Annotated in this window: 20 protein-coding genes and 2 pseudogenes; 3 read left to right on the top strand and 19 right to left on the bottom strand. The window is 41.0% G+C overall.

Annotated features, from left to right (window positions below):
* Positions 1 to 532 precede the first annotated feature (532 nt).
* A complete protein-coding gene (locus PGLA_RS12505; protein ID WP_068533164.1) occupies positions 533 to 2,101 on the bottom strand; it encodes an FAD-dependent monooxygenase in 1,569 nt (522 codons plus the stop codon).
* Positions 2,102 to 2,291: 190 nt separating this feature from the next.
* Here PGLA_RS12505 and PGLA_RS12500 point away from each other — a divergent pair, with 190 nt between their 5' ends.
* Both PGLA_RS12500 and PGLA_RS12495 read left to right on the top strand, forming a co-directional pair.
* Positions 2,292 to 2,993, top strand: a complete 702-nt coding sequence (locus PGLA_RS12500; protein WP_068533163.1) for a MarR family transcriptional regulator — start codon at positions 2,292 to 2,294, stop codon at positions 2,991 to 2,993.
* A 208-nt stretch (positions 2,994 to 3,201) separates the two neighbouring features.
* Positions 3,202 to 3,516 (top strand): zinc-binding dehydrogenase, encoded by a 315-nt coding sequence (locus PGLA_RS12495; RefSeq protein ID WP_245699841.1) that lies wholly within the window; start codon positions 3,202 to 3,204, stop codon positions 3,514 to 3,516.
* Positions 3,517 to 4,153: 637 nt separating this feature from the next.
* On the opposite strand, the gene PGLA_RS12490 is transcribed toward PGLA_RS12495, so the two are convergent.
* The 12 genes and pseudogenes from PGLA_RS12490 to PGLA_RS28905 all read right to left on the bottom strand — a co-directional run bounded on the left by PGLA_RS12490 (position 4,154) and on the right by PGLA_RS28905 (position 16,299).
* Positions 4,154 to 4,378: a hypothetical protein gene (locus tag PGLA_RS12490; RefSeq protein ID WP_068533159.1), complete on the bottom strand. Its 225-nt coding sequence runs from the start codon at positions 4,376 to 4,378 to the stop codon at positions 4,154 to 4,156.
* Positions 4,379 to 4,439: 61 nt separating this feature from the next.
* Complete coding sequence (locus tag PGLA_RS27970; protein ID WP_161487886.1) at positions 4,440 to 4,589, bottom strand: hypothetical protein; 150 nt, start codon at positions 4,587 to 4,589, stop codon at positions 4,440 to 4,442.
* 78 nt (positions 4,590 to 4,667) lie between these two features.
* A complete protein-coding gene (locus tag PGLA_RS12485; protein WP_068533155.1) occupies positions 4,668 to 5,837 on the bottom strand; it encodes an S-layer homology domain-containing protein in 1,170 nt (389 codons plus the stop codon).
* 767 nt (positions 5,838 to 6,604) lie between these two features.
* On the bottom strand, positions 6,605 to 7,432 hold the full coding sequence (locus tag PGLA_RS12480) for a hypothetical protein (protein WP_068533153.1): 828 nt from the start codon (positions 7,430 to 7,432) through the stop codon (positions 6,605 to 6,607).
* Entirely contained in the window at positions 7,429 to 8,106 is a 678-nt protein-coding gene (locus tag PGLA_RS12475) for a response regulator transcription factor (protein WP_068533151.1), read from the bottom strand. The genes PGLA_RS12480 and PGLA_RS12475 overlap by 4 nt, the downstream gene beginning before the upstream one ends.
* Before the next feature lie 175 nt (positions 8,107 to 8,281).
* Complete coding sequence (locus PGLA_RS27965; RefSeq protein WP_161487885.1) at positions 8,282 to 8,428, bottom strand: hypothetical protein; 147 nt, start codon at positions 8,426 to 8,428, stop codon at positions 8,282 to 8,284.
* Positions 8,429 to 9,026: 598 nt separating this feature from the next.
* Entirely contained in the window at positions 9,027 to 11,144 is a 2,118-nt protein-coding gene (locus PGLA_RS12470) for a serine hydrolase domain-containing protein (RefSeq protein WP_084411002.1), read from the bottom strand.
* A 562-nt stretch (positions 11,145 to 11,706) separates the two neighbouring features.
* On the bottom strand, positions 11,707 to 12,804 hold the full coding sequence (locus PGLA_RS12465; RefSeq protein ID WP_068533149.1) for a spore germination protein: 1,098 nt from the start codon (positions 12,802 to 12,804) through the stop codon (positions 11,707 to 11,709).
* Positions 12,805 to 13,123: 319 nt separating this feature from the next.
* Positions 13,124 to 13,213 (bottom strand): annotated as a pseudogene (locus PGLA_RS27420) (GNAT family N-acetyltransferase); the annotation flags it as partial.
* A gap of 106 nt (positions 13,214 to 13,319) precedes the next feature.
* Complete coding sequence (locus PGLA_RS12460; protein ID WP_068533147.1) at positions 13,320 to 14,258, bottom strand: DUF4179 domain-containing protein; 939 nt, start codon at positions 14,256 to 14,258, stop codon at positions 13,320 to 13,322.
* Entirely contained in the window at positions 14,251 to 14,778 is a 528-nt protein-coding gene (locus tag PGLA_RS12455; RefSeq protein WP_245699838.1) for a sigma-70 family RNA polymerase sigma factor, read from the bottom strand. Before PGLA_RS12455 ends, PGLA_RS12460 begins: the two co-directional genes overlap by 8 nt.
* Positions 14,779 to 14,892: 114 nt before the next feature.
* Positions 14,893 to 16,299: a Gmad2 immunoglobulin-like domain-containing protein gene (locus PGLA_RS28905; protein ID WP_068533145.1), complete on the bottom strand. Its 1,407-nt coding sequence runs from the start codon at positions 16,297 to 16,299 to the stop codon at positions 14,893 to 14,895.
* Between the two features lie 290 nt (positions 16,300 to 16,589).
* Here PGLA_RS28905 and PGLA_RS12445 point away from each other — a divergent pair, with 290 nt between their 5' ends.
* A complete protein-coding gene (locus tag PGLA_RS12445) occupies positions 16,590 to 18,863 on the top strand; it encodes a PQQ-dependent sugar dehydrogenase (protein ID WP_068533143.1) in 2,274 nt (757 codons plus the stop codon).
* A 214-nt stretch (positions 18,864 to 19,077) separates the two neighbouring features.
* Here the strand turns inward: PGLA_RS12445 and PGLA_RS12440 are convergent, their stop codons facing one another.
* From PGLA_RS12440 to PGLA_RS12415, 6 genes and pseudogenes are all read right to left on the bottom strand, one after another.
* Entirely contained in the window at positions 19,078 to 20,187 is a 1,110-nt protein-coding gene (locus PGLA_RS12440) for a DNA alkylation repair protein (protein WP_068533141.1), read from the bottom strand.
* A 124-nt stretch (positions 20,188 to 20,311) separates the two neighbouring features.
* Positions 20,312 to 21,790 carry an Lsa family ABC-F type ribosomal protection protein gene (locus PGLA_RS12435; RefSeq protein ID WP_068533139.1) on the bottom strand — a complete coding sequence of 493 codons (1,479 nt, stop codon included), beginning with the start codon at positions 21,788 to 21,790 and terminating at the stop codon, positions 20,312 to 20,314.
* A gap of 342 nt (positions 21,791 to 22,132) precedes the next feature.
* A pseudogene (locus PGLA_RS12430) lies at positions 22,133 to 22,593 on the bottom strand (maltose acetyltransferase domain-containing protein).
* A gap of 97 nt (positions 22,594 to 22,690) precedes the next feature.
* Complete coding sequence (locus PGLA_RS12425; RefSeq protein WP_068533137.1) at positions 22,691 to 23,236, bottom strand: TlpA family protein disulfide reductase; 546 nt, start codon at positions 23,234 to 23,236, stop codon at positions 22,691 to 22,693.
* Positions 23,237 to 23,249: 13 nt separating this feature from the next.
* A complete protein-coding gene (locus PGLA_RS12420) occupies positions 23,250 to 23,966 on the bottom strand; it encodes a cytochrome c biogenesis CcdA family protein (protein WP_068533135.1) in 717 nt (238 codons plus the stop codon).
* The gene (locus tag PGLA_RS12415; protein WP_068533133.1) at positions 23,966 to 24,664 is read right to left on the bottom strand and encodes a hypothetical protein; all 699 of its coding nucleotides are present in this window, start codon (positions 24,662 to 24,664) and stop codon (positions 23,966 to 23,968) included. Before PGLA_RS12415 ends, PGLA_RS12420 begins: the two co-directional genes overlap by 1 nt.
* Positions 24,665 to 24,779 lie beyond the last annotated feature (115 nt).

Below are 24,779 nucleotides of genomic sequence, written 5' to 3'. Positions count from 1 at the left end.
ATATAAAACAACGGATCCTAAATTATCTTACTCTCTTCTCTTTAATTTAGTACTCTTAAAAACACAGGGTACTATGACAAAAAATATCTATGCCAATCTCGATGTAGTTGAAGGAAAACTCTTGTATCTTGTTTGGACTTCCTCTGAATAAAGATGATTTGAACTGCTAAAAGACAATAGCAACTCTAACATATAATGAATCAATTATTTCAACGCAAAATACCCATTGAAACAATTGATCAAGACTCCATTTTTAATTGGCTTGAAATCTCTGAGGAGGGAGCTAAGAAAGAAATAGTCCCCAAGGAATAGACTATAGAAAACATATTCATGAAGATATACAATTTTTTCAATTAAGGTTGATTTTGATCGAATTCCTAATTGGATACAAATAAAGAGGTAATCATATTAAGCTCCCGGGCAGAATATCGCAACGACTAGGCTACCGATAGCTCGGCAGCCTGTTTATCTATTTGGAGGATTAATTACATACTTGTATAGGAATATGACAATCAAGCTCTGACTGAATGTTTCAGTTTGATTGCATCGCTTTGGACTGTGATGGGGTAATCTTCATGGTAATATTATCGAAAGCACCCTTCCAGTTGTTCGCGATGATGTTTCCAATGTAACCGTCAGGTCGTATCAATACCAACATATCATTGGTAATGCCGTAAATTCTTTTCAGATTGCCTGTGGTGTCTTTAATGGAAGTGTCGTTGACACTTCCATTGCCTACAATGTATCTGTGCAAGTCGGCACCAGAAGTAGACCAAATCAGTTCAGGAAGTGCCTTGGCGGCATTGGCTCCGAAGGCAAGCAAAGTGAAATGGGAGCCGTGGTATAGGTCAAATAGTCGTCGTGCCCCACCAGGACCGATACAAGGTGCGTCCGGTGCTCGGTCTCCCACTTTCAAGGTCTTGGTGATCGCGGTGTCTGCGGGGGCGAGTGGCCCAGCGTGGTATGAAATTCCGAGCTGTCGTTCCTCATCCCCACGCTTGAGGCTGGAGAGACGGCGTTTGTCTAGGCCAGAGTAAAGCTCACTTGATTTACCAAGAACACGAGCAGCAATCGGCTGGCGTTCTGCTTCGTAGCTGTCGAGGAGGGTGTCGGGAGCCCCGGAGATGACCTGACCTAATTTCCAACCGAGATTGTATGCATCCTGCACGCCTGTGTTGAGCCCCTGCCCTCCGGCTGGTGTATGAACGTGGGCGGCGTCGCCTGCCAAGAAGACCCTGCCTGCCCGGTAGTGCTTTGCGAGCCGAATATTGGGTCGGAACACAGAGGACCAAGTGATGCCATGTAACCGCAACCCAGTGAGAGTATAGAACTGAGCTGTCAATGCGGCTTCATCGAGAACAGCCGTCTCGTCCGTTTTCAGCCGAATCATGATTTGAAATTGGTCAGAATGGGGCAGTGGGCATACTGCGACTGACTTACCATGTAGGCGTGGCCACATATGCCATCGGTTGCGTGACAGATTGTCAACCATACCGTCGACAATCAGCCATTTGTCGGATTCGTTGGTCTCACCGACGAACTCAATACCCGCAGCTTTGCGAACAGTGCTTGAAGCTCCATCGGCCCCAACCAAATATCTGCAGCGGATGTTCTCCCCGGAAGAGAGTTTCGCAATTACCCAATCGGAATCTTGTTCGAAACCCTCCACAGCGATGCCGAACTCAATTTTAAGCCCGAGGCGATCGATCAGGCGATGCAAGATGGCGTCGGTGCGGAGCTGCGGTAGCAATAGGGTGTTTGGATATGGTACGCTTTGAGTCGGTTTATTCCGCTGTATCATACGCCACGGCAATGAGAACGGCCCGATATGGACGCCAGTAAGAGGATATGCTCCTCCTTCAGCGAAAGCCTCATTTAATATCCCGAGGTCTTCAAAGACCTCCAAAGTACGAGGTTGAACTCCCTTTGCACGGGAGCCTTTGAATGCGTGTGGTGCCTTGTCAATCAGTCGGACACGAAGGCCGCGCCTTAGAAGGTCGGCTGCCAACGTGGATCCTGTTGGGCCAGCACCGGCGATAAGTACATCGATATCCTGGTGATCGGTATTCGATAACTTGCTTATTAATTCAAAGTTCGTCATTTGTTTAGTTTCCTCTCTGAGCAAAATAAATACAAAATGCTTATTGATTTAGTTTCCATGAAACTTTATGTTTCTTAGAAACAATAATACATGAAGCTTGCTGTTTACGTCAATAATGTTTCATGGAAACTTTATTTGTATATGTACTCTTGATATACTGGTTTTAGCTTACAATATCGGAGGAAAACAAATGTTAAACGAACCGGGAAAACAAACTAAGGATCGATTAATTAAAGACTTGATTGTGTCAGTAACCGATCTACAAAATAAAATCCAAAGAGACGATGGCCTAGAGAGACAATGGCTTATTCAGAATAGTCCTACTCCTGTAATCGCTCAACTGGTGAAAGATATGACTGTTAAGATGCTGCATGTGCTTAATGCCATTGGTGAGCTAGAGCCTGTTAATGGTATTACCATTTCAAAACAATTCGGATTCTCAAAAGGGAATGTCTCTAAAATCACGAGAAGACTTGCAGATAAAAAAATCATTGATTTTGAATATCTCCCTGACAATAGAAAGGAAATTCTGTTCCGCACCACACAATTAGGAAAAGAGATTAACGTATTGCATCAAACCCTACATGATCAAATTGATATTGGGATTAATCATTTCTTGCAACGTTATAACAAAGATGAATTGCGATTTCTAGTCAATATTCTTCAAGAGACCTTGCACACATCATGGATTCATTCGGAGACAAACAAAGAATCAAACGCACTCAGTAATAGAGCGCCGCACACGAATGTAGAGTCAGACAATGATAAGGAAACAACAGATTCCGATGAAATTAACGAAGTCATTGAGTTGCTCAATAAGCTGGATTCCCGTAACTTAAAGAAAGCGAAAGCGATTCTTAACGATGTATTTTTTTCAGTGTATGAGGATTAAAGTTCCAACAAATTAAGATTGCACAATTAATAATTGATTAATCTGTTACGCTAAAGGGACGGCTATAGTTCAATAATGAAAGGGCTGCCGTAAGGTAGCCCTTTGTTGAGATAGTAGAGACTGGTCTCAGCCATGAAAGAAAAACTATATGTCCATTAAGTTGGGTGTACAAGGATGGATCTAGTATATTGCCGTAATGTTAAAGGGAATGTCCTACGACCCTCATAAGATCCTGCAGGATTGTGCACTAAATTTCGGGAAGGAAATTAGTCGAATCGTTAGCTTTGGAGCCACAAGAGGTCCCGTGCCGAATCTGTTTTTACCTAATCTAACGGTTAAGGAAATTTCAGTAATGGGATCAACAATGGGAAGTCCGCAAGACTTTGAAAATATGCTGAAGCTTGTGGAAGAACATAAAATACATCCGGTCTTGGATAACATTTATTCGTTGGATCAATTGCCTGAGGCACTTGAAAGAGAAATTCGGCAGCTTTTTCTTTTTTTACGTGGAATTATTGTATGAATAGTACGGGAATTCAGCTGGAGAGAGACAACATCCAATCAAGACACATTGTAGGCACATTAATGTCCTTGGACATTGGACATTAATTATCCTAAAAAGAAGGGCCTAAATTTAGATATATACATATGTACAAAATACGGGTTTTGTGAATAAGCGTCTGTGTAATATTTTTAAATTCCATTGGTGTCCGTTAATTCCCTTATATCTATCGAACATCAATGGATTCTTCGAATGTTATTTGCGTTTTAAAATGTGGATCTTAGTGTTCATTCTCTATTTATCGTACTCTAGTGTCCGTTGATCGAAACCTATTTCATACCTGACAGTAATTATTTTTGATTGTTATGCAAATGTCGGATGACAAGAATATGTTCCGATAAATGACAAAAATCTATTCCGATTGCCGTTATGTGTGTTCTCTTCTTCTCTTTATTCAGAGTACAATAAAAGCTGATCTTCAACAAGAATAGATCAGCCTTTTTCTAATTATCAATCCCACCTGTACGATATATGAAGATAATGAAAATTACTTACTGAAAATTGGTTAATCATTTCTTTTAGTACTTTTTTGTCCTAATATATCTGTACAATGTTCAATATTGTAGCAAGATCAATTGTTTGCTCTCTATCCTTTCAACTATTTATTATTCTGCTTTGCAACTTGCATACCGCCGATGATAAGCATGATAATCCCAATTACTGCTAGAATAATCCGAACTAAGAATGGACTCAATGAAAACACAGTTTCACCTTGCCAGTGCAATCCGAACAACCTTTCATTCAGCCCCACAATCGCCAATAATGGCTTAAGAAACAAACTCAGCGCTAATAATACTATCCCCCAAATAATATTGCTATTCATTGATTCAAAACCTCTTTTCCAATTAAGATAAATGAAGATTAGTTCACAATAAAACGATCTATCATTGCATTTCTAGAATTTTATCCGATATTGTCAATGTTTGCTTGATATTATCCACAACGGGTCCATAATTCTCTGTAATAAAAAAGTGTCCACCATCTACCGTATGAAAAGTCGCTGCCCCACCTGCATAATATCTCCACTCGCACATTCATACATTATAGCACTAGCGCTGTATTAACTATCTGTAATTTATTAGGTTGAAATTGAATTGCTTTTATTTCTTTGATTACTTAATGTTGCTCAAAATTTGGGCTACCTCCGCACGTGTTACCATGCTCTTTGGTTCGAACTTTTCTCCAGATTTGCCATTAACGATTCCTGCCTGATACGCATAAAGAATGATGTTCTTCATTCTGCTATCAATTTGGTTCCAGTCCTTAATGCTGCTTGAGGATACTTCTTTGACATCTTGCTGACCTGCTGCTATGGCAATTGCATGCACGACTTGCTCGCGTGTTGCTAGGACGTTCCAGTTCTTTGCAGTTGCTTCCTTCTTGTCAAGGAATAATCCACTATCCTGTGCGAATAAGATGTGTCCCTTGGCCCAGTACTGTGGATTGTTTGGAATGCTCTTGCCGGATACCTCGGATGCAATCTTAGCAAGCTCCGCCATGGTCAATGTTCCGTCTGGCTTGAACGTTCCGTCAGCAAACCCCTTCATAAACCCTCTGTCAGCAGCAGCAAGCACAGCCTTTGCATACCATGCATTTTTCTTTACATCCTTAAAAATGGTGCTGTTTGGGTCGATGCTTCCTGGATTCTTCATTGCTTGGAACTTCCACTCACGGCTGCCGGAGTCAATCATCTTCAGGTAGTCAAGCTGGATCGACTTTCCGCTAACCGTAACCCCTCCAGTTCCGCCAGCGGTCTGCACAACGTTGTATGGCATGTTGAATCTTGCCTTTAGTACCAGCCCTGGCACGTCCTGTGCAATTAGGTCCTTCAGCTTCATGCCCTGAAGTGTGCTGTCAGAAATGTCCTTGAACTCTGGAAACTTATGGTCGTACCCCATACCCTTGCTGATGAACGGAGCAAGTGTGAGCTTGAGCTCCAACCCTCCGTTAAGCTTCGTCAACGTCACCATGCCCATCTCGCTGGAAATGGCACCCACTCCTGCTGTGTTCATGTCATCCGGACCTAAAAATTTGTCCTCATACGTTCCTGCTACGTACTTTTTTCCGTTGTACTTCATGTCGTAGGATTCGTTGTCCTTGCTGGTAAAGTCCTGATAAGTTTTGCCCAGCTTGTTTAAAATATTTTTGTCAAATCCGTCCACTGACTTTACGCTGCCAGACCCATTTTCGTTAATATCCACAACTGTATTGGAATAGATGCAGCCGGTCAAAAGTGTGGGAACCATTGCCAGAACCAAAACGGCCTTAATAAATTTTTTCATAAATCCTCCTTCTTTTTTCATTTATGATTATTTTAAAATTTGGATAATTTATAATTAAATTACTGAATGTATACAAACCACTAATGTCTCTCTTGAAGCATATCTTATTGAAAGTTAGCACTGAAAATGGCACTACCCGATTAATTCTGTTATTCTTTTCATTTAGTGAATTTCACTTAACGTATTATCTGTGACACCTGTCGCAGATCCCTATTACCGTATCTATATTCACGACAGACTTTATTACAATTAGTGAAATTATTACCGCCTAAACATCTCAATTTAACTTACCATATAATCCATACTATGGATATTGCAATTAAAGTAAATTGCCTGTTATCTTAATTATCAGCGACTATCGGAACTCATTCTTGGCCTAATTTGGTCAGCGGTACATATTTTTATAATCCGACATAGCTATAATAATTTTTTTGGTTTTAGGCAATGAGCCATAATAAGATTAATATAACTGCTTTCCTAGAATTAGCCTTTCCATATAAAGCGTAATAGTACATTTTAATCTCTATCGACATTCGGACTATATTCTTGGCCTCAAACGGCAATCGGAACAGATTCTTGACAATGCGCAATGACAAGAATCTGTTCCGATAAAACAAAAAAATCGCGTTTTACGCGGATATGGTATTATCCCTTTTAAGTAGACACTCAAAAAAAACCGCTGTTTACGATAGTATTTTTAATCCTCCTATATGAAAGAAAAAACAGCGTACAAAACCTGTACGCTGCTTTTTACTGGTTTTATCAACTTACATCGAATTCAAGGTATGTAAGAGATATTCCTTCCGATTTAATGGATTATGGTCGTATCGTGTACATAATGGCACTTCACCATTGAAAGGCTGATAGCCATGAAATTCTGATAGAAATACACCTTCACCTTGGGTCCAACCCGGAAGCTGGTTCTCGAATGGCTGAATGTTCTTAATCGGGATCATGCCATGTATCATGAATACCTGGTCATTCTGGATCGGATCCTGATAGGTTGAAGACGCTTGAGTTAGTTTAAATAAAACCCTGCTTAGAGAATCAACAGGGATCTCTAATTCGAACCGATGAATGGGTTCATAAATTTGGGTGGTTGCTTCAGCTAGTGCTCTCATTAACACAAGAGGCGTTAACTTCCGAAAATCGCCAGCAATAGCAATCCGTTCACCTTCATTAATCCAAGGTGTGAGGAACGGATTATCGGTGATGAAGTCCTCTACATTAATAACAGTATAGAGAGGTACGGTTATCGTTTTATTGGAAAGAGCAGAATCATCCGAACGATCCAGCTTGATTTCCATGAAGAAATCGTCAGTATGCTTCAAATTTCCCTCGGCGTCCAATGTTGTGATCCAGGTGTTATATTTTTGGTAAAAGTCTTGCTCCAGTTCTGCCATCGCCTGCTTATTCGTGGCATGATTAAGGTAGTCTTGTTCATAATCCTGAAACGCTGCTTTAACATCCTTTACTTTTTGATGAACATAAAATTGTTTGAAAAATACAGTTTGCCCGACAAAAATAACAGCAAGAATGAACAGGCATAATCCCGACGTTAATAGAAACAGCTTAAAAACAATACTTCTTTTCATGGCTGCTCCTCGAATTTATATCCTGATCGAACGACCGTGACAATATGTTCGGCATGCTCCTCTAGTTTGGAACGCAGATTACGGATATGGCTGTTGACCGTGCGATCGTCACCGACAAAATCATATCCCCAAATTTTTGTAATCAACTGTTCTCTCGTTATGATGATTCCTTTATTCTTCATCAAATAAGCCAAAATTTCAAATTCCGTATGCGTCAAGCTGCAATGTTCCCCATCGACCGAAACGGTTCGGGACGGAAAATGGATCGAAATTCCGCTGCTGGACAATGTATCATCCTCTTGTTCCCGGATCTGTCGGATTTCCAAAAGCCGTTTTGCCCGTGCCAGCAATATTGGAGGACTGTACGGTTTGGTTACGTAGTCGTCGGCACCTAATTCAAAACCCAATAATGTATCGTCCTCATCCGAACGGGCCGTCAACATGATAATCGGAACATTGGAGACCTTTCGGATGCGTTTGCACACGGACCATCCGTCCAATTCAGGGAGCATAATATCCAAAATGATTAAATCCACTTCATGATCTTGAAATAAAGCCAGAGCTTTTTTTCCTTCGTCCGCTTCAAACACTTTAAAACCTTCTTCAAGCAAATAATCTTTCATGATTTCCCGTAAAATAGGCTCATCTTCTACAATCAGTATTGTTTTTGACATGTGACAACCTCTCAAGTTTCTTAATGAGGCATGAGATCAGCCTCCTAGACTCACCAGCATGCATATTATTTGAATAATACCACTTTTACAAGCACTAGACAAAGGGAGCAGGACACACTTCTAATCAGTTTTGAGAAACGAGGAACCTGAAAATGTTATGACATGTAACGCCACTTTACCCCTTAACAGCTTTCAGCCATTCAATTAATATTCTTCGTACCGATCCAGCCCCATCAGTCGACTGAGTTCCACTCGACTGTAAACGGACTTCAATTATCAACGTATCACTTGAAGTTCCGGATTCCTGATCCCACCTGTTCATACAATGTAACTTTATGGTATATGATATCACGCAACAGAATCGATTAGGCTTCATAAACTTCTAATTACTTTCTTGTCATTACTCATGGAACTGGAACATGTACACATAGTAGCTAAGTAACAATTTTAAGTAGAAATCTTACACTTCTAAAACCACAAAAAAAACCTTGAATATCAAGCGTTTCTCTCCTATCCACCTGCTGTCTCAAACAATAACGGGGCATATTTACCTAATCAGCATGACCCATTGGGGCTGTACTTTAATATAGGTGTTCATCACATCATCATATCGCTCCGGTCCCGTGACGCGATTGCTGCGCAGATTCCGTTAATAAAGCAACCCATCCAAAGCTTTCTCCATCATATCACTCCAACTAGGCATTTCCACCGATATTTCCATGATAAAAGACCAATTTACAATGTTCTTCCAATCATTTCAATCGATCTGCTCTTGGTATCCTCCTTGCTTTCACTTCAAAACTAAAAGGAGAGGTAAATAATCGCCCCCCCCCCCTCAGATCATACTTGTTCTCAACGGTGAATTATTGCTCTCCCTAGTTCCGGGCATATCACGCGGCAGCGATTATATACCTGATTCCTTAATCTGGAAGTAGCATCGTGAACAGCAACGCCGCCAGCTCCTGCTTATTCAGCGCCCGCTGCGAGCCGTAGTCGAACATGTCATTCGATTCGGTCACTTCCGGCCCATGAAGCTTCCAGTTCACAGCAGAGCTGACTGCATCGACAGCCCATTTCGAAGTGCCTGGCGCGAGCACAGCCGTGGAATCCGGCACCCTAATCCCCGATCCCGCCACTAAGCGGAAAACGATAGCGGCTGCTTCTTCGCGGCGGATCGGACGGTCTGGTTCGAACAAGCCGCTCCCCGTCCCATTCAATATGCCGGCCTCAAGAGCGGCTTGAATATCTTTTCGGTACGGAGAATGTTCAATATCCTTAAATGAGGACGGGTTTGCGGATTCCGGAATGCTCAATATCGAGTTAAAAGCATGAATGAACGCTCCGCGGGTGACGGCTTGCAGAGGTTGAAACGGCTTTGACAGATCATCCGTCAAGTAGCCAAGCGACTTAAGGCCGAGAATGTAGCTGGCATATGGATGATCGGCTGTTACGTCCGGGAATCCGGCAGGATCATCCGGTATTTTGGCCGCATAGCTGTATAAATTAGAGTATTTCATATAAATGATGCGGCCGCCTTCATCCGTCTTGAATGCAAGCGGCTTGCCCTGTTCATCCACGAACAGCAAATCGTCGACCTGCTTCAACTGGTGACGGGCGGAAACGTCGCGCACAATCAGAGTGCCGTCGTCTCCCACTTCGACCCTGGTCAGTAATTTGATCCGCAAATCGGAATACAAGCCTTCGAATTTGGCGAGAACGTTCGCGGGCTGCGCCTTGAATCCTCCCGGTTCGAACGCCACTTTTCGACTCGTATAATAATGATCCATAAACGCAGTAAACAGGTCATTACGCAAATCCTGATTCGAGTCCTGATTCGAATTGTAAGAAACGAAGACACCCGTTTTGCGGTCGGGCAGAAGCCATAGCAACGAACTGAAGCCCAGAATGTCCCCACCCTTGGAGATTACGTCCTCCCCGTTCGTTTTTGACGGATTAACAGGCGATTCAAAGCCGTATGTCATATCCGGCAAATCCGGATGAATGGCTATGTGGTAGGTAGACATCGCCTTTACCGATTCGGGCGACAGGATAACGGTGCCGTCAGCCGCCTGGCCATCGTTCAGGAAAGCCTTCATAAACAGCGCCATATCAGAGGCTGTTGATACCATGCTGCCCTCAGGCCACTCGCTCGGGGAAAAATTGTACACCGGAATGGCGCTACCCTCGGAATCGTAAGAAGTTACGAGCCGACCAGCCAAATCCTTAGTCAGGGTAAAGCTGCTTGAGGTCATGCCGAGCGGCCCAAACAGATGCTTTTGCATATAACTCCCGAAAGGTTCTCCGCTTACCTGCTGGACAATATATCCTTGCAGCCTCGATGCGAAATTATCGTACATGTATGACGTTCCGGGCTTGCGAAGGACCGACGGGAACTGAGCGAAGATGCTTTCTTTTAGCGAGATCGGCTTCTGGGAAGCATCGGTCAAATAGCTGGCGTCTGTCGGTTCGCGCACTTCAAAACCGGTCGTATGCGTCAACAGGTTCTCTATCGTGACCGGTGTATCGAAGGAATTGGTTACTTCGTAACCGTCCAAGTACTTTTCAATGTTGTCCTGAAGCGAAATTTTCCCTTGATCGACGAGCTGCATAACGGCGGCTGCCGTGAACACCTTGGAGACGGACGCGATCCGGAAGGTAGTTCGGCTTGCATCTACTGGCGATTTCGACGTTTGGTCGGTTACACCGTAGCCTTTGGAAGCGAGTACCTTCCCGTCCTGAACGACGGATACCGTAACGGCCCCAGCCTTTTTCTTGATGGCATCCTTGGCAAAAAAATCGTCCAGGAACGCCTCAACTTCCTTGGCTTCACGCGGCCCACTTGTAAAATCATTCGAGGCCGCGTTGTTCGATAGCGGAAGGGCGGTGCTGCCGAGTGAGGCCAACTGTTTGACGGTGGCAGTCGAATTCGATTCAGGCTGGTGCTGAGCGTACGTGCTAGTTTCTGCAGCGAGGCTAAGCGTCAGTAAAGCCGTCAGGATGCCGATTGTGCGGCAAGTTCGCTTCTTATTTTTGTTCAACTAAAATCCTCTCCTTGCTTTCGTTTAATTTGAACTTGGTAAAACCAACAATCCTATTTCGAAGAACTGCAGCTGTATTCAGACCTAAGACGGGGTTAACCCAGCCAGATTGAACAGGCAATTCGTATACACTTATTGTATTGTTTATATCTAGTACTGTCGTTCGATTCAGATGACAGGCAGGAGGGGGAATGTTACATTCTTGTCACGTTCGGATAGACTCGAAATGGAAAATCTCCCGGATTAAACCGGGAGTAGAAAACCCGCGATCTACGCGGATATTAATCGGACTACATTCTTGCCATCTTACATTTGCCGCAATAAGCACGAGACAGCGTCTTTCCTTGAGATCTCTAATCTCTTTCTTTCTCTATCATCTGATATTGGCTAGCATCTTTAAGATTTCGTTATTAGGCAAGAAGAAAAGAGCCCGGCATTTTAAGTGCCGGACTCTTTTCTCATAGAAATCTATACGTTTGGATAATCCCGGATATATTCCGAACGGAAGGATTATTTACTGGTTATTGATGATGCTATCGATAACGGTATCAAGCTATTCGTCTTACTTAACACCTCCCTTTTTGAATATTTTTGCGATTAGAAGAAGGAGTACGGGTAATAACCCGAACAAATAGATAGAAATATTTCCAATAAAATTATCAAAATCAAATACTTCATTCATACTTTTGGGTAGCAGAGCAACGACGAATATGATCGGCAACAAGCCGTAGATGATAGGTTTAATTTTTTTTTTGAACAATTGAGCCAAACCCATCGATGCAGCATAATAAGTAATCGTAAATGTCGCGAATATTTGCATGATCCAAATAACAAGTAAGAAGAACTCAAATCTTTCAAAAAGAAGGCCCGTAATTTCAAAACTTCGCATAAGATCAAGTGTTGGCCAAGTACTTCTTACAACTCCATCAATAGACATTGCACCAACAGCTATAATTAAAGTAAATACATACAGAACTAAGGGTATTGCCGTACCTATAATCACAGCCTTTACACCCTTTTTGGGATATTGCATAATCGCCGTAAGAATGAACATGATCTCATAGCCTGTAAAAGCAAGTATGGTTGATTTCAACCCCCTGATGACAGGAAAGACTCCCTCCCCTAACACAGGACGTAAATTATCAATATCAAATAATTTGCTGCTCAAAGACAAGCAAATTATAAAAACAATAACCGTAATCGGTAATATAATCTCAAACAACCGAGCGATTGGTTTGATTCCACCCGTAATTAAATACAGTCCAATCCACATGAAAGACATAATGATCGCCCACTGAGGTGCACTTTCAAGTAAATACAACATAGTCACTTCAGTCATGACTCTGATCTGCAACGCAGACGTAGTAACAAAATAAATGATCATTATCATAATCAAACAACTCCCGATCCAATTCCCTACAATTTCTTTCCCAAATTGATAAATGGTTTTGCCAGGAAATTGCTGACACAGTTTCACGATACATATTCCTGCAAGCATCATAATCAACCCGCCCACAATAATAGATATCCAACCATCTGGGGTCTTAACGCTCTCAGTTAAAGTTCTTGGAAGAGTAAGAACCCCAGTTCCAAGCATATAGCTACTAACTATAACTGCTGTTTGTGTCGTTGTTATCTTATCATCTGTACGGGCAAACACAGAATCCTCCTCCTTCTTGACGCTCCAGTTTTTTTGCGGTCAGAATCTTTAGTCTTAGTCTTCATGAGAGGTCGGCGCTTCATCACCCAATGGGCAACGGAATATAAAGTCTTTCCAAGTGCCATGTCACTAGTACAATGTAGTGTTACCATAACTCTCCAAAAAATACAAAAAAACAGGTTCCGATATCCCGATAATCCAATATCAAGCAATAGATAAATGGCTAGATATCAATAAAGTGTTATGAATCCCGTGATCCACTTCATCATGTGCCCCTGTGCTACATCCGGTTATACTGGAGGAGAGGATATCATTTTCATTATCTCCTTCTATTCGTGTCCTCATATCCGACCTTTTCATACAGTTGTGCAGGGATATTCCTTTCATTTACTGCTAAAACGATCTCATTTCATTCAATTGATACCAGCATGATAGAATCTTCTATCCAGTTGTACAGCAAAAAGGCCGCATAAGTATTACGGCCGATTGCATTTGTTTTTCTATGGGTTTATACATTATTCCTTTTCAGCAGAAATGAACTCCGGAATCTGTAGGTATGATCGTTTTTCAATAAGCAACGAATCTGCGACTCCATATTCACTCTGAATTCGTTTCAACTGAGCTAAAGCCTCAGCTTCCGTATTATAATATCCGGCCTCCACCAAGAATGATCCTTGCTGATCTTTTAATACGCGTAATCCCTCAAACTCTAACAGCATTTCTTCAGCCATCCCTATCTCCTCTCCATAGGGCATTGACACCGTTCTTAGAGAGTATACAGGCGGAAGATTTCCAGCATTTTTCGCATCAGATGTTAGCTTTATGACGACCTGTGCAGGATCCTTATATTCTTTCACCTCGTACGTAACAGGTTCCTTAAATGTGATATTAAAACGAATGGCTGAATCGTCCATCGTAATGATTTGGTAAGCATCTTGAATGTAGTTGCTTTGTTTTAATGTTTCAAGATCTTTAGCAGCGGAGAATCTTCTTGCCCCGCCAACGGAAATCGTCATTGTGTTGGGGTATTCCGTAAATTTCATGTTAAATGAGCTTGCTATCTGCTGTGCTTCACTATTTTGCGCAAAGTTCATAATAATATGATCACTGTCCCCCAGTTGCTTCACCGAAATGAAATTAACGTCCGTCCCATCCTGTATGACCCCACCTCCGGCATTCCCTTTGGAGAATTGTAATACACTCACTAGCTTGCCGAGTACCGGCACTTGTTCTAGACTGTCAGCGAAGGCAGGTAACGTATTGACACTGATCGTAAAAAAGATAAACATAGCCGCCACACTGGAGGTAATCCATTTCACACGGTGCTTTGTAGCGCGTGTTTTCTGTTGATGAAGCTTACCTTTCTCAATTCCTCTACGAGTGGCCAAAGACAGCTCATCAAGGATTTCAATATCATTATAGGCTTGCTGTAATCGTTTCAGTTTGTCATCCATTGTAGTCACTCTCCTCCAGATTTATTTTTAATTTCTCCAGTCCTCGGTAGATCATTGATTTGACGGTACTCAACGGTATATTCAATATATTTGCTATTTCCTTCAGTGGCATATCCTCAAAGTACCTCATTACGATCACGATTCTCGATTTCTCATCAAGAACACTCAATGCTTCATATAGATCGATCGCTTCTCCTCTATCTTCTGGGACATAGCTGTCTTCATAATCTTTATCCATATAAATAATTTTTTTGGATTTACGAATATAGTCCAATGCACAATTTACGGATATTTTTATGAGCCATGTGCTAAAATATTGCGGTTTCTGTAACTTATGAATGGAAATAAAGGCCTTATAGACAGTCTCTTGTACAATTTCCAGCGCATCATCCTTATTCCTCACATAAGAGAATGCCATCCGGTATAAACGCCCTTGCATTTCGTCCATGAGTAAAGTAAAACTTTGTTCATCACCAGAAATTGCTTTTGCTGCCAATTCTGCTTGCTCCACGTGTTGCACTTCCTTCCCTCTTGTCATTTGAAGAGATTTAACCACCACATATAAATATAATGACTCTCATGCCATCAGGCTCACCATGGTTGTCGCTCATTATACGTGATGGATTAAATGACATTATTTCAGAGCTAATGCCAGTTTATTTACGACAGCACCGCTCTCTTGATCTATTTCAAATAATTCTAGTGTTAATGGTTGCTTGCCGTATAACTTACTTTTGGGAATCGAGATAGTTTGTGAAATCGTACCCCATTCTGGTCCACTTTGTGATGCTGTGCCGAAGCCTTTGACGATCTCGCGTTCACCTTGTTTTACTGCATATTGATAGGTACCTTCGAATACGCTGGCTTGACCTGTCACTTCATATTCAATCGTTGTTTTTGTGGCAGGAACAAGCTTAATATTACGAAACACTTGGTTGTTCACTGTTTGACTTACGTTTAATGGAACGATTAGTTTATTTACGATAGCGCCACTCTCTTGATCTACTTCAAACAATTCAAGTGTTAATGACTGTTTGCTGCTAAGTTTACTATTTGGAATCGAAATCGTTTGTGAAATCGTACCCCATTCCGGCCCACCTTGGGAAGCCGTCCCAAAGCCTTTGACGATCACGCGCTCACCTTGCTTCATGACATATTGATAGGTTCCCTCAAATACGCTAGCTTGGCCTGTCATCGTGAATTCAGTCGTTGTTTGTGCGGCAGCGGCAACCTTAATATTACGAAACGCCTGATTGTCCGTTGTTTTAATAACGTTCATTGGAACCGTATGTTTATTTACGACAGCGCCGCTCTCTTGATCTATTTCAAATAATTCAAGTGTTAATGGTTGCTTGCCGTTAAGCTTGTTTTTTGGAATCGAAATCATTTCTGAGATCGCACCCCATTCCGGCCCACCTTGCGATGCCGTTCCAAAGCCTTTCACGATTACACGATCACCTTGCTTCACAGCATATTGATAGGTACCTTCGAATATGCTGGCTTGGCCTTTCACTGCATATTCAGTCGTTGTTTTTGTGGCAGGAGTAAGCTTAATGTTACGAAATACATGGTTGTTTCTTGTTTTACTTGCGTTCAATGGAGCAGTCAGCTTGTTTACAACTGCGCCACTCTCTTGATCTATTTCAAATAATGTAACGGTTAATGGCTCCTTACCGTTAAGCTTACTTTTTGGAATCGAAATCGTCTGTGAAATCGTACCCCATTCGGGTCCACCTTGTGATGCCGTCCCGAAGCCTTTGACGATCACGCGCTCACCTTGCTTCACAACATATTGATACGTGCCCTCAAATACGCTGGCTTTGCCTGTCAACATGTAATGTTCGATCCGATCTGTTTTAATGTTGCGAAATGTTGCGGATGCTTCCTTATTGGATGTTACCGTTGCTGGGTTAGATGTTTGCTGCTGTGAACTTTGTGGAGTGAGCGTCTCAGAATGATCTGCCTTTGTTATGCTTTGAATCCCGAATACCGATCCGACTAAAACTGTAGCAGTACATATTGCAATCATTTGTTTTTTCATTATTATTACTCCTCGTATTGTGATGTATGTTTTTGTAGTTCTTCATGAAGTTTACAAGGATTAGACGCACGGTTTCTCTTAAAAGACGCAAATATATTAGAGGGATTATTTTCCTATATAAAAAAATATAATAAGTCACCATTTTATTGGATTTTAATTACAATAATAAATTTTTATGTTAAAATATTCTTGAAAGTATAAGCGTTTTAACTTTATGAAAGGAGAATTTAATTTTTTTTGTAAAAGTAGTACTTTAATGCCATTCCAAAAACTAAAGAGGATGTGTATTGATGATTAAACGAAGCAAAATTATTGCTTTAAGTCTGTCTATTTGTTTATTTCTAACACTATTGCCTAGCCCAGGATTTGCAGAAGTGACTGAGACGACTGAGCCGGCCGAGTTGGTTGCAGCTTCTGTGCCGAATCCCTGGAATCAAGTAACGATTGGATCTCCCGCAATAACAGGCAGCGCCTCGTACGATCCAACCATTGATCAATTTACAGTAAGTGGCGCAGGCACGGACATTTGGGGTAAAACGGATCAGTTCAATTATGTGTATCAGCCATGGACTGGCGACGGTTCGATTATTGCACTTATATCCTCTCAGACCAACCCCCATGATTTTGCCAAGGCCGGCATCATGATAAGAGAAACATTGAATCCTGATTCCAAACATGTCGATTTGTTATTGACGCCTTCTAACGGGTTCACGTTCCAGTACCGTACTGCAACAGGCGGAACTTCCCAAAGTGTAAAAATAGCGTCTACGAGCCCGAATTGGGTAAAGCTTGAACGCAAAGGCAACGTCATCAAAGGTTATGTATCCAACAACGGGTTGAACTGGGGCGATTTGGGGAATTTGACGCTAAATATGAATGCCTCGTTGTATGTCGGGTTGGCTGTCACCAGCCATAATGTTTCGCAATTAAGTACGGCCACCTTTGATCAAGTAAAAGTAAACGCCACTGGGGATGTATTCCCTCCTACTGAACCGACGAACTTGCAGGCAAACAGTGTAACGAGTACAACAGCAAACATATCATGGACCGCGTCGTTGGATGATGTAGGTGTTAAGGATTATGACGTGTACAAAGACAATGTATTGACGCAAGCGAGTGTAACGAGCACTACCTATACCTTTACGGGATTGACGCCAAATACGAATTATAACATTACTGTGAAAGCTAAAGATGCTGCAGGGAATATTTCCAATGCCAGTAGTCCTCTAACCGTTACAACAACAAGCCTAATCGACACGCAGAATCCAACTTCTCCATCAGGACTTGTTAGTTCAAGCAAAACATCCTCGTCCGTTAATTTAAGTTGGACAGCATCTACGGATAACGTAAGCGTCTATGCATACGACATTTATAGAAACGGGACACTTGCTGGTAGTACGCCAACAACATCCTTTAATGTCACAGGACTTACGGCTAATACTACGTACAGCTTTACCGTAAAAGCTAGGGATTTAGCAGGTAATGTATCGGCAGCGAGTTCCGCGTTGTCTGTCAAAACCAGCGCTACCTCTACCGATCCTTATACACCTGAGGTTGTGGCTAATAATTTGGAAACCCCTTGGGCAATTGCATTAGCACAAGATGGACGGATATTCTTCACGGAACGAAATAGTGGCAGAATCCGTGTTGTTGTGAACGGCCAATTGAAATCAACCCCAGTCATGACACTCGGCTCCCCTTTCTATTATATGCCTAAGAGTGAAGGCGGCTTATTGGGAATCGCTCTCGATCCCAATTTCGCCACCAACCATTACATGTATATCTATCATTCCTACAAAACATCCGACAACAAAGTAGCCAATCAGGTCGTTCGTCTTAAAGAAAATAACAACAAAGCAACATTGGATAAGGTTCTTATCACTAATCTTCCTGGTGCGGTCTATCACAACGGTGGACGTGTGAAAATAGGCCCTGACAACAAACTGTATTTCAGTGACGGTAACTATGGAAATAAAGATGATACGTTGAACTACCTCGGAGGAAAAATGTTCCGACTCAATTTGGACGGCACAATTCCAAGCGATAACCCATTTGGTGCTTCCTCTCCGATCTATAGCCGAGGACATCGAAATCCTCAAGGCATCGCATGGCAACCTGGCACGAACCGTCTCTTTATATCGGAGCATGGCGAGTCCTCTAAGGATGAGATCAACTTCGTCGAACCTGGGAAAAATTACGGGTGGCCTAAATATGAGGGCGGAAACCAGAATCAAACTGGTATAACGCCTCCACTTATTTATGCAAATGGCACAACTTGGGCTCCATCTGGTATAACCTTTGTAACCCAAGGTCCGTGGGCAGGCAATCTGCTAGTAACTAATTTAAAGGGTAAACAAATCATTAGAATGGTCGTTGGAGAACAGAACGGCAAACCTACGATAGGCAGCAATAATCTGAATTACTTGTTTCTAAATAAATACGGCCGCATCCGCGACATTGTCGAAGCACCGGATGGTTCACTTTATTTCGTCACCAGTAATAATGGCGATAAGAACGGGGACGGTACCGCAGATAAACTAGTTCGTTTAGTGCCTAACTTCTAACAATCGGTCAAATTAAATGAAACACAATTCTGCACATAGCAAAAAGCAAAAGAACCCTTATTTAATAGGGTTCTTTTGTTATTACTTTATAGTTTCAATTACTTCTTTTTAGTGTCGCCTTCAACGTATAGAACGTCTTGAAATTGAATCTTAGTTAGATCTACTTCATCATACGCAAGATTAAGGATAGCCACAATCCCTACACAATTACACATTATGTTTCTATGATATCTACCATTCCATTAGCTACTTCACGTCCGTTGACTAATAGTGAAATCCGGTGCTCACCAGGATAATGCCGGCGGGTTGTTAAGTCCATCCAGTTGTGATTACGCACGCCTTTAAGAATGGTGCCACCAGGTACGGTTTTGTCTGACAATAGGAATGATTTGCGCGATGTATTTCCTTTTGCTTTCACGAAATCAATTCCGTATTCGACTCGGATATGTGCTTGTTCGCCATCCTGAATGTGAAGTTCGTATCGTAGCTCAGTTATACCTCCAATAGGTACAGTTGTTGGTTGAACCGACAGCGATGCAAAGGTAGAAATGGATGCGGTTCCTTCCATCGGTTCTGCATATCCGAACAACGACATAATTTCAGGATCAGCCTTTCGAATTAAGGTCCGACAGCCGTGTCGTACGATCCAGTCTGTGTGTGGATTCATACCTTTCCAGCGCCTTGATATATCAATCACGACGGAAGGATGATCTTTCACGATGTCATTTAGATTGTTGGCAACACTCTTACGCACATACAGTGATGGATCTGCCTTCAACAGCTCAAGGACTGGAAGGATTGGCGATGGATCATGCTTGAACATCGGTAATGCCTGTCCCCACGGCAGACGCGGGCGACAGCCCTCACTTGCAAGACGACGAACATGCTCCTGTGGATGTCCCGCCCATTTCAACATTTGAGACATCATCCGCACTGGATCACGAAGTAGAAAAGGTCTCACTGCAAATTCCGCAGATGATTTCGATGTGAATCGCTCTAACGCTTTCATCGAAAGTGCCCAATGCTCCTCACCCTGACCATACACCTCCACGAAATCTGGGAAGAACAAATATGGAAATCCGATACATGAATTATCAATCTTGAATAGTACGTTCAGTGCATCTTTATACCCAGGAGGTAGAAATGTCCCGAGTGATATTGTAATCCGTCTCATTCGAGCTTTCAATTCAAGTGCTTCCCATGTGTCATCCATCGCTGTATCCATAAATCCATCTATATCAAAAGCATCATAAACATCGTGTATCTTTTCGCTAAATCCTCTTAAAAATTGTTCATTATACATGTGTTTCAATGGTTCTGCCATCTGTATCTCCTTTGTTCGGACTGTTATTTCAAGATCATAGCATACCTAACTGGACATCTATATGTCCTGTTCTCTTATCTCGAGTATTAAAACATAGGAATGATCTGTATCAACAGACCACAGGCTAGAGATCAATGATTTCTGTTGCAACATTGTTGCAAAATTCTCTGTCATGCTCCACAAAAAGAATGGTTGGTGCGTATTCAAGCAGTAACTCTTCAATCTGCATACGAGATATAATATCAATAAAATTAAGCGGCTCATCCCAAATGTGTAAATGAACATTCTCACTAAGACTTTTTGCAATCAATACTTTCTTTTTTTGCCCTCCACTAAAATCTGATATATCCTTCTCTAATTGAACTCTGGAGAAATCAAGTTTTCTTAAAATCGATTTAAATAGGCTTTCATCAATCCCGTTATTTACAGCGTAGTCAGATAAATTCCCATAAAGATGAGATGTATCTTGTGATACATAGGATATTTTCAACTGACTATCCTTCATGAAGTTACCTGTATAATTTAAATCCTCGCTGCAAATAAGTTTGATAATACTCGATTTTCCTGATCCGTTTTTACCCGCAAGTGCTATTCGCATCCCTTGCTCAATTGTAAAACTTATATCTTCACAAACCATTTTCTCACCATAATAAATAGAAACATGATCTAGCTCAGCAAGCAGGTTTTTATGAAAGTCAAGTTGTGAAATCTCTAAGCTGTCTGAGTTTTCGATATTTTTAAGGAGTTTAGACTTTTCATCAATGGCAGATAGCTGTCTTTGTTCAATTGATTTAGAGCGTTTCATCATTTTAGCAGCCTTATGGCCAATATAACCTTTATCTACTTTTGAACCGGAATTTCTTGTTCCATTTTTGGTTTTTTCCACTTCGTGCGACCAGTTACCCGTTCGTTTAGCGGAACCCGATAACCGTTTAATGTCTCTTCTAAGTTTCTCATTCTCTGCACGCTCAAAGTTATCCTGTCTCATTTTATTTTCCCACCAAGCGGAGAAATTACCTTTTTGAATTTCTATGTTGGTCTTATTGATGGAAAGGGTGTGGTCTACGCAATTATCAAGGAATGATCTATCGTGAGATACCAGAATATATCCACTTTTGGTTTTGAGATAATCACTGACAAGTTTTCTTGCAGTCATGTCAAGATGGTTGGTTGGTTCATCTATCAACAGAAAACTATTGTCCTTTATAAATAATGCAGCCAGTAATACTTTCGTTTGCTCTCCGTTAGACAATGAATCAAAAGATCTATATAAAATATCATCAGAAACCTTTAGTAATGAAAGCTCACGCATGAGCTTCCAGTGAATATAATCCGGGAAAATATCGTTGATTACTTCAATCGTATTACTTTGCTTGTTTTCGACATGGAAAGGGAAATATTCAAAACTAACATGAGCAGATATATTTCCGCTGTATTCATATTTACCTAGCAACAAATTGAGAAATGATGTCTTACCTCTACCGTTTCTTCCCGTAAAACCTAATTTCCAATCGGTATCGATTTGAAAACTTACATTTTCAAATATATTATCGTAACTGCCCTCATAGGCAAACGTCAGGTTTGTAACATTAATTAATGACATACAAATATCCTCCTGTATAAAAAAATAAGAGCTACAAGAAAGTTACTTTCTTGTAGCTCAAATAAATACATAATCCAACCCTCCCCAATGCATATGAAGATAGAGTTAGATTAGGATATATTATTTAAGTGAAAAGATATAGTAACTTTCTTGCATATAAAAAATAAAACATGCGAAAAATCGCAGTCCGTGTTTTATTCATTTACATTGTTTGCAAGAAATCCTACATATACTTTTCACTCCAATCATCAACTTAAAAGTATCGTATCATAGTCATTTTTAAATTTCAACAAATACATCCTTGATAATTAAGATGTATATTTTCCTGCTATCACTTCGTGTTCACAACATCTTATTGTTGGAGTCAGGATTACTAACGTCTATTTGTTTAATGAATCGAGCTGGATTGCCTCCAACGACCACATCATTAGGGACATCTTTCGTGACCACTGAACCAGAGGCTATAACCACATTGTCACCAATCGTAACACCAGGATTGATGATCGAACCTCCACCAATCCATACATTATTACCTATCGTCACAGGTTTACCATACTCTGTCCCATTACTTCGCTCATAAGGATTTAATGGATGCGTCGCAGTATAGATATGTACACCTGGTGCAATGAAACAATTATCGCCGATACGAACTTCACATACGTCTAGAATAACACACTCAAAATTGTTTGATTATATAACCGAGTTAATTTTCTAGCATTCTCACGGTCTTGCGTTAATTGTGGGTCTCCAGCAATATATAATTCCCCATCGATCATTTTCTCTTTTTCGGTTTTTGTATGCATATGTAGTCTTCCCTTCGGGGTTTTGATCTGTTCATTTTACCAAAATCTTTTACCGTTTAACAATTAATGTAGTGAACAATTCCACTAACTCGCCTTTTTAATTTACTTTGGTTATTGCCTTTTCCATAATCTCATAATTAATTGCACCTTTAAAAATCTCCTGAATAATGCCTTGAGAATCAATAATATAAGTCGTCGGATATGTGAAAATTTGATATGTAGTAGCGACGTCGCCCTCTATATCCATCACGACCGGAAACGTTAGTCCGAAATCTTCAACAAACGCTATAACATCACTCTGGTTTTTTTCGGTTTGTGTTAAATTTACGGATAACACCACTACATCTTCCTCATAATCCTTGTACAATTTCTCCATGTGTGGCATTTCAACTCTGCAAGGAGGACACCAAGTAGCCCAGAAGTTCAATATCACTTTCTTGCCTGCGAATTCTGAAAGTTTCATCTGTTTCTCATCCAACGTAAGTAACTTAAAATCGGGTGCTGTATCACCTTTTTTAATGCCTACCTTTACCCCTGCTGAACTCGTTTGCTCATTTGGTGTTCCATTATCCTTTGTGTAATCGTAGACTCCCCACACGACTAAAATCAGTAATATTATGATTGCAATACCGTTTTTCCGCATATGGACCCCTTTCTTAATAACTAAATGTTGTGAATTGTGCCAAATAGGCGCTTATCTTTTGTAAATTACCCGTGAAAAGTAACAATCCCATAACAACCAAGATCCAACCATTAATGGTAGAAAGCATCGGTAACCATCTGTTTATCTTTTTCAAAAGCCCTAATGAATGCGTGATCAAAAAAGATAGAATAAGAAAAGGAATTCCTAATCCGATAGAATATACAAATAATAATAACATGCCGCTATACATCGTATCCGTGGATCCAGCAAGCAGTAATATGGAGGATAACGCCAACCCCACACATGGAGTCCATCCAGAACCAAAGGCCAATCCTAGAATAAAAGAGCTCACATTTCCTTTTTTTGAATTATCCGTGGTGATCCACTTTTTCTCAAACATAAGAAACCGCAAAGTCAGCACGCCTGCCATCTGTAGTCCAAATACAATGATAAGTAGACCACTTATTTTTCCAACGAGATCTCGGTTTTCGTTAAAAAATTGACCGATGAAACTTGCCGAAGCACCCATGGCTACGAATATCACACTAAATCCCACAATGAAACTGATAGACCGCATCATAAGTAACTTTTTCTCAACATTGATTTTATTATCTTGAACAAATGAACCCGTTAAATGTGATACATAAGCAGGAATCAGTGGAAACACACATGGTGAAAGGAAAGAAAGAATTCCGGCAATTAGGGCTACAATAACTGTTGCATTTTCCATCAATGAGCCTCCTCCCTACGTTCCTTATCCAAAGCGGTATCTATCCATAAGAATATGATAAATAAAATGAAATAAATCATCTGTACCTTCGTGAAACCGAATACAAAAAACGTTCTATCCTTCTCAGCAAAAGATACCCCGATCATAATCACGCTGTACCAGATCATAAATCGGCTTAGAAATACAGGTTTTTTTCTAGTGTAACAGTATAAAGAGAGGACGATATTTAGAACGATATTTAGTGAATGGTATAACACATTTTCCCGGTTTAGAGTTAAGAGCAAGAGATGATACATAACGCTGCTTGCAATCCAGCCAGCCAGTAAAAGATCCAGATTCATCATGATGGAGGTACCGTCTTTCCGTGTACGAATCCAAATATATAGAATGGAAATGGTTATAGCCAACCATAGGCCTTTCTCCCCACCACTGAAATATAAGAGAGACATCGGATATTGAATTACTGACATGGGATCGAAAATAATTAAGCTACCTTTCCATATCACAAAACCTAGGATGAGTGCATTCACAAATTTATCGCTAACATTTCCATCAACGGCAACAGCAGCCTTCTTCAAACGGTATTTCAAGGCCAAATAACCTATAAATGCAGACAATATAAAAATGAGTAATTCTAAATTCAGCACCAATGGACCTATCTGTATGACATTCAATCCTTCAACTCCCTTTCGCTTCATAAAAACTAAACATTCATCCAAAAAACAATAGTTTCAGTATACCATGAACACACAAAGAGACCGCAAAGCAAAGGATAACTGGAATTATATATAGTTTATTGGATAAGAGTTATTC

It is taken from the genome of Paenibacillus glacialis, from assembly GCF_001637205.1.
In the GTDB taxonomy this organism is placed as follows: domain Bacteria; phylum Bacillota; class Bacilli; order Paenibacillales; family Paenibacillaceae; genus Paenibacillus_AQ; species Paenibacillus_AQ glacialis.
Note: the sequence above shows the minus strand (reverse complement) of the source record. Positions and strands in the feature narration are given on the sequence as shown.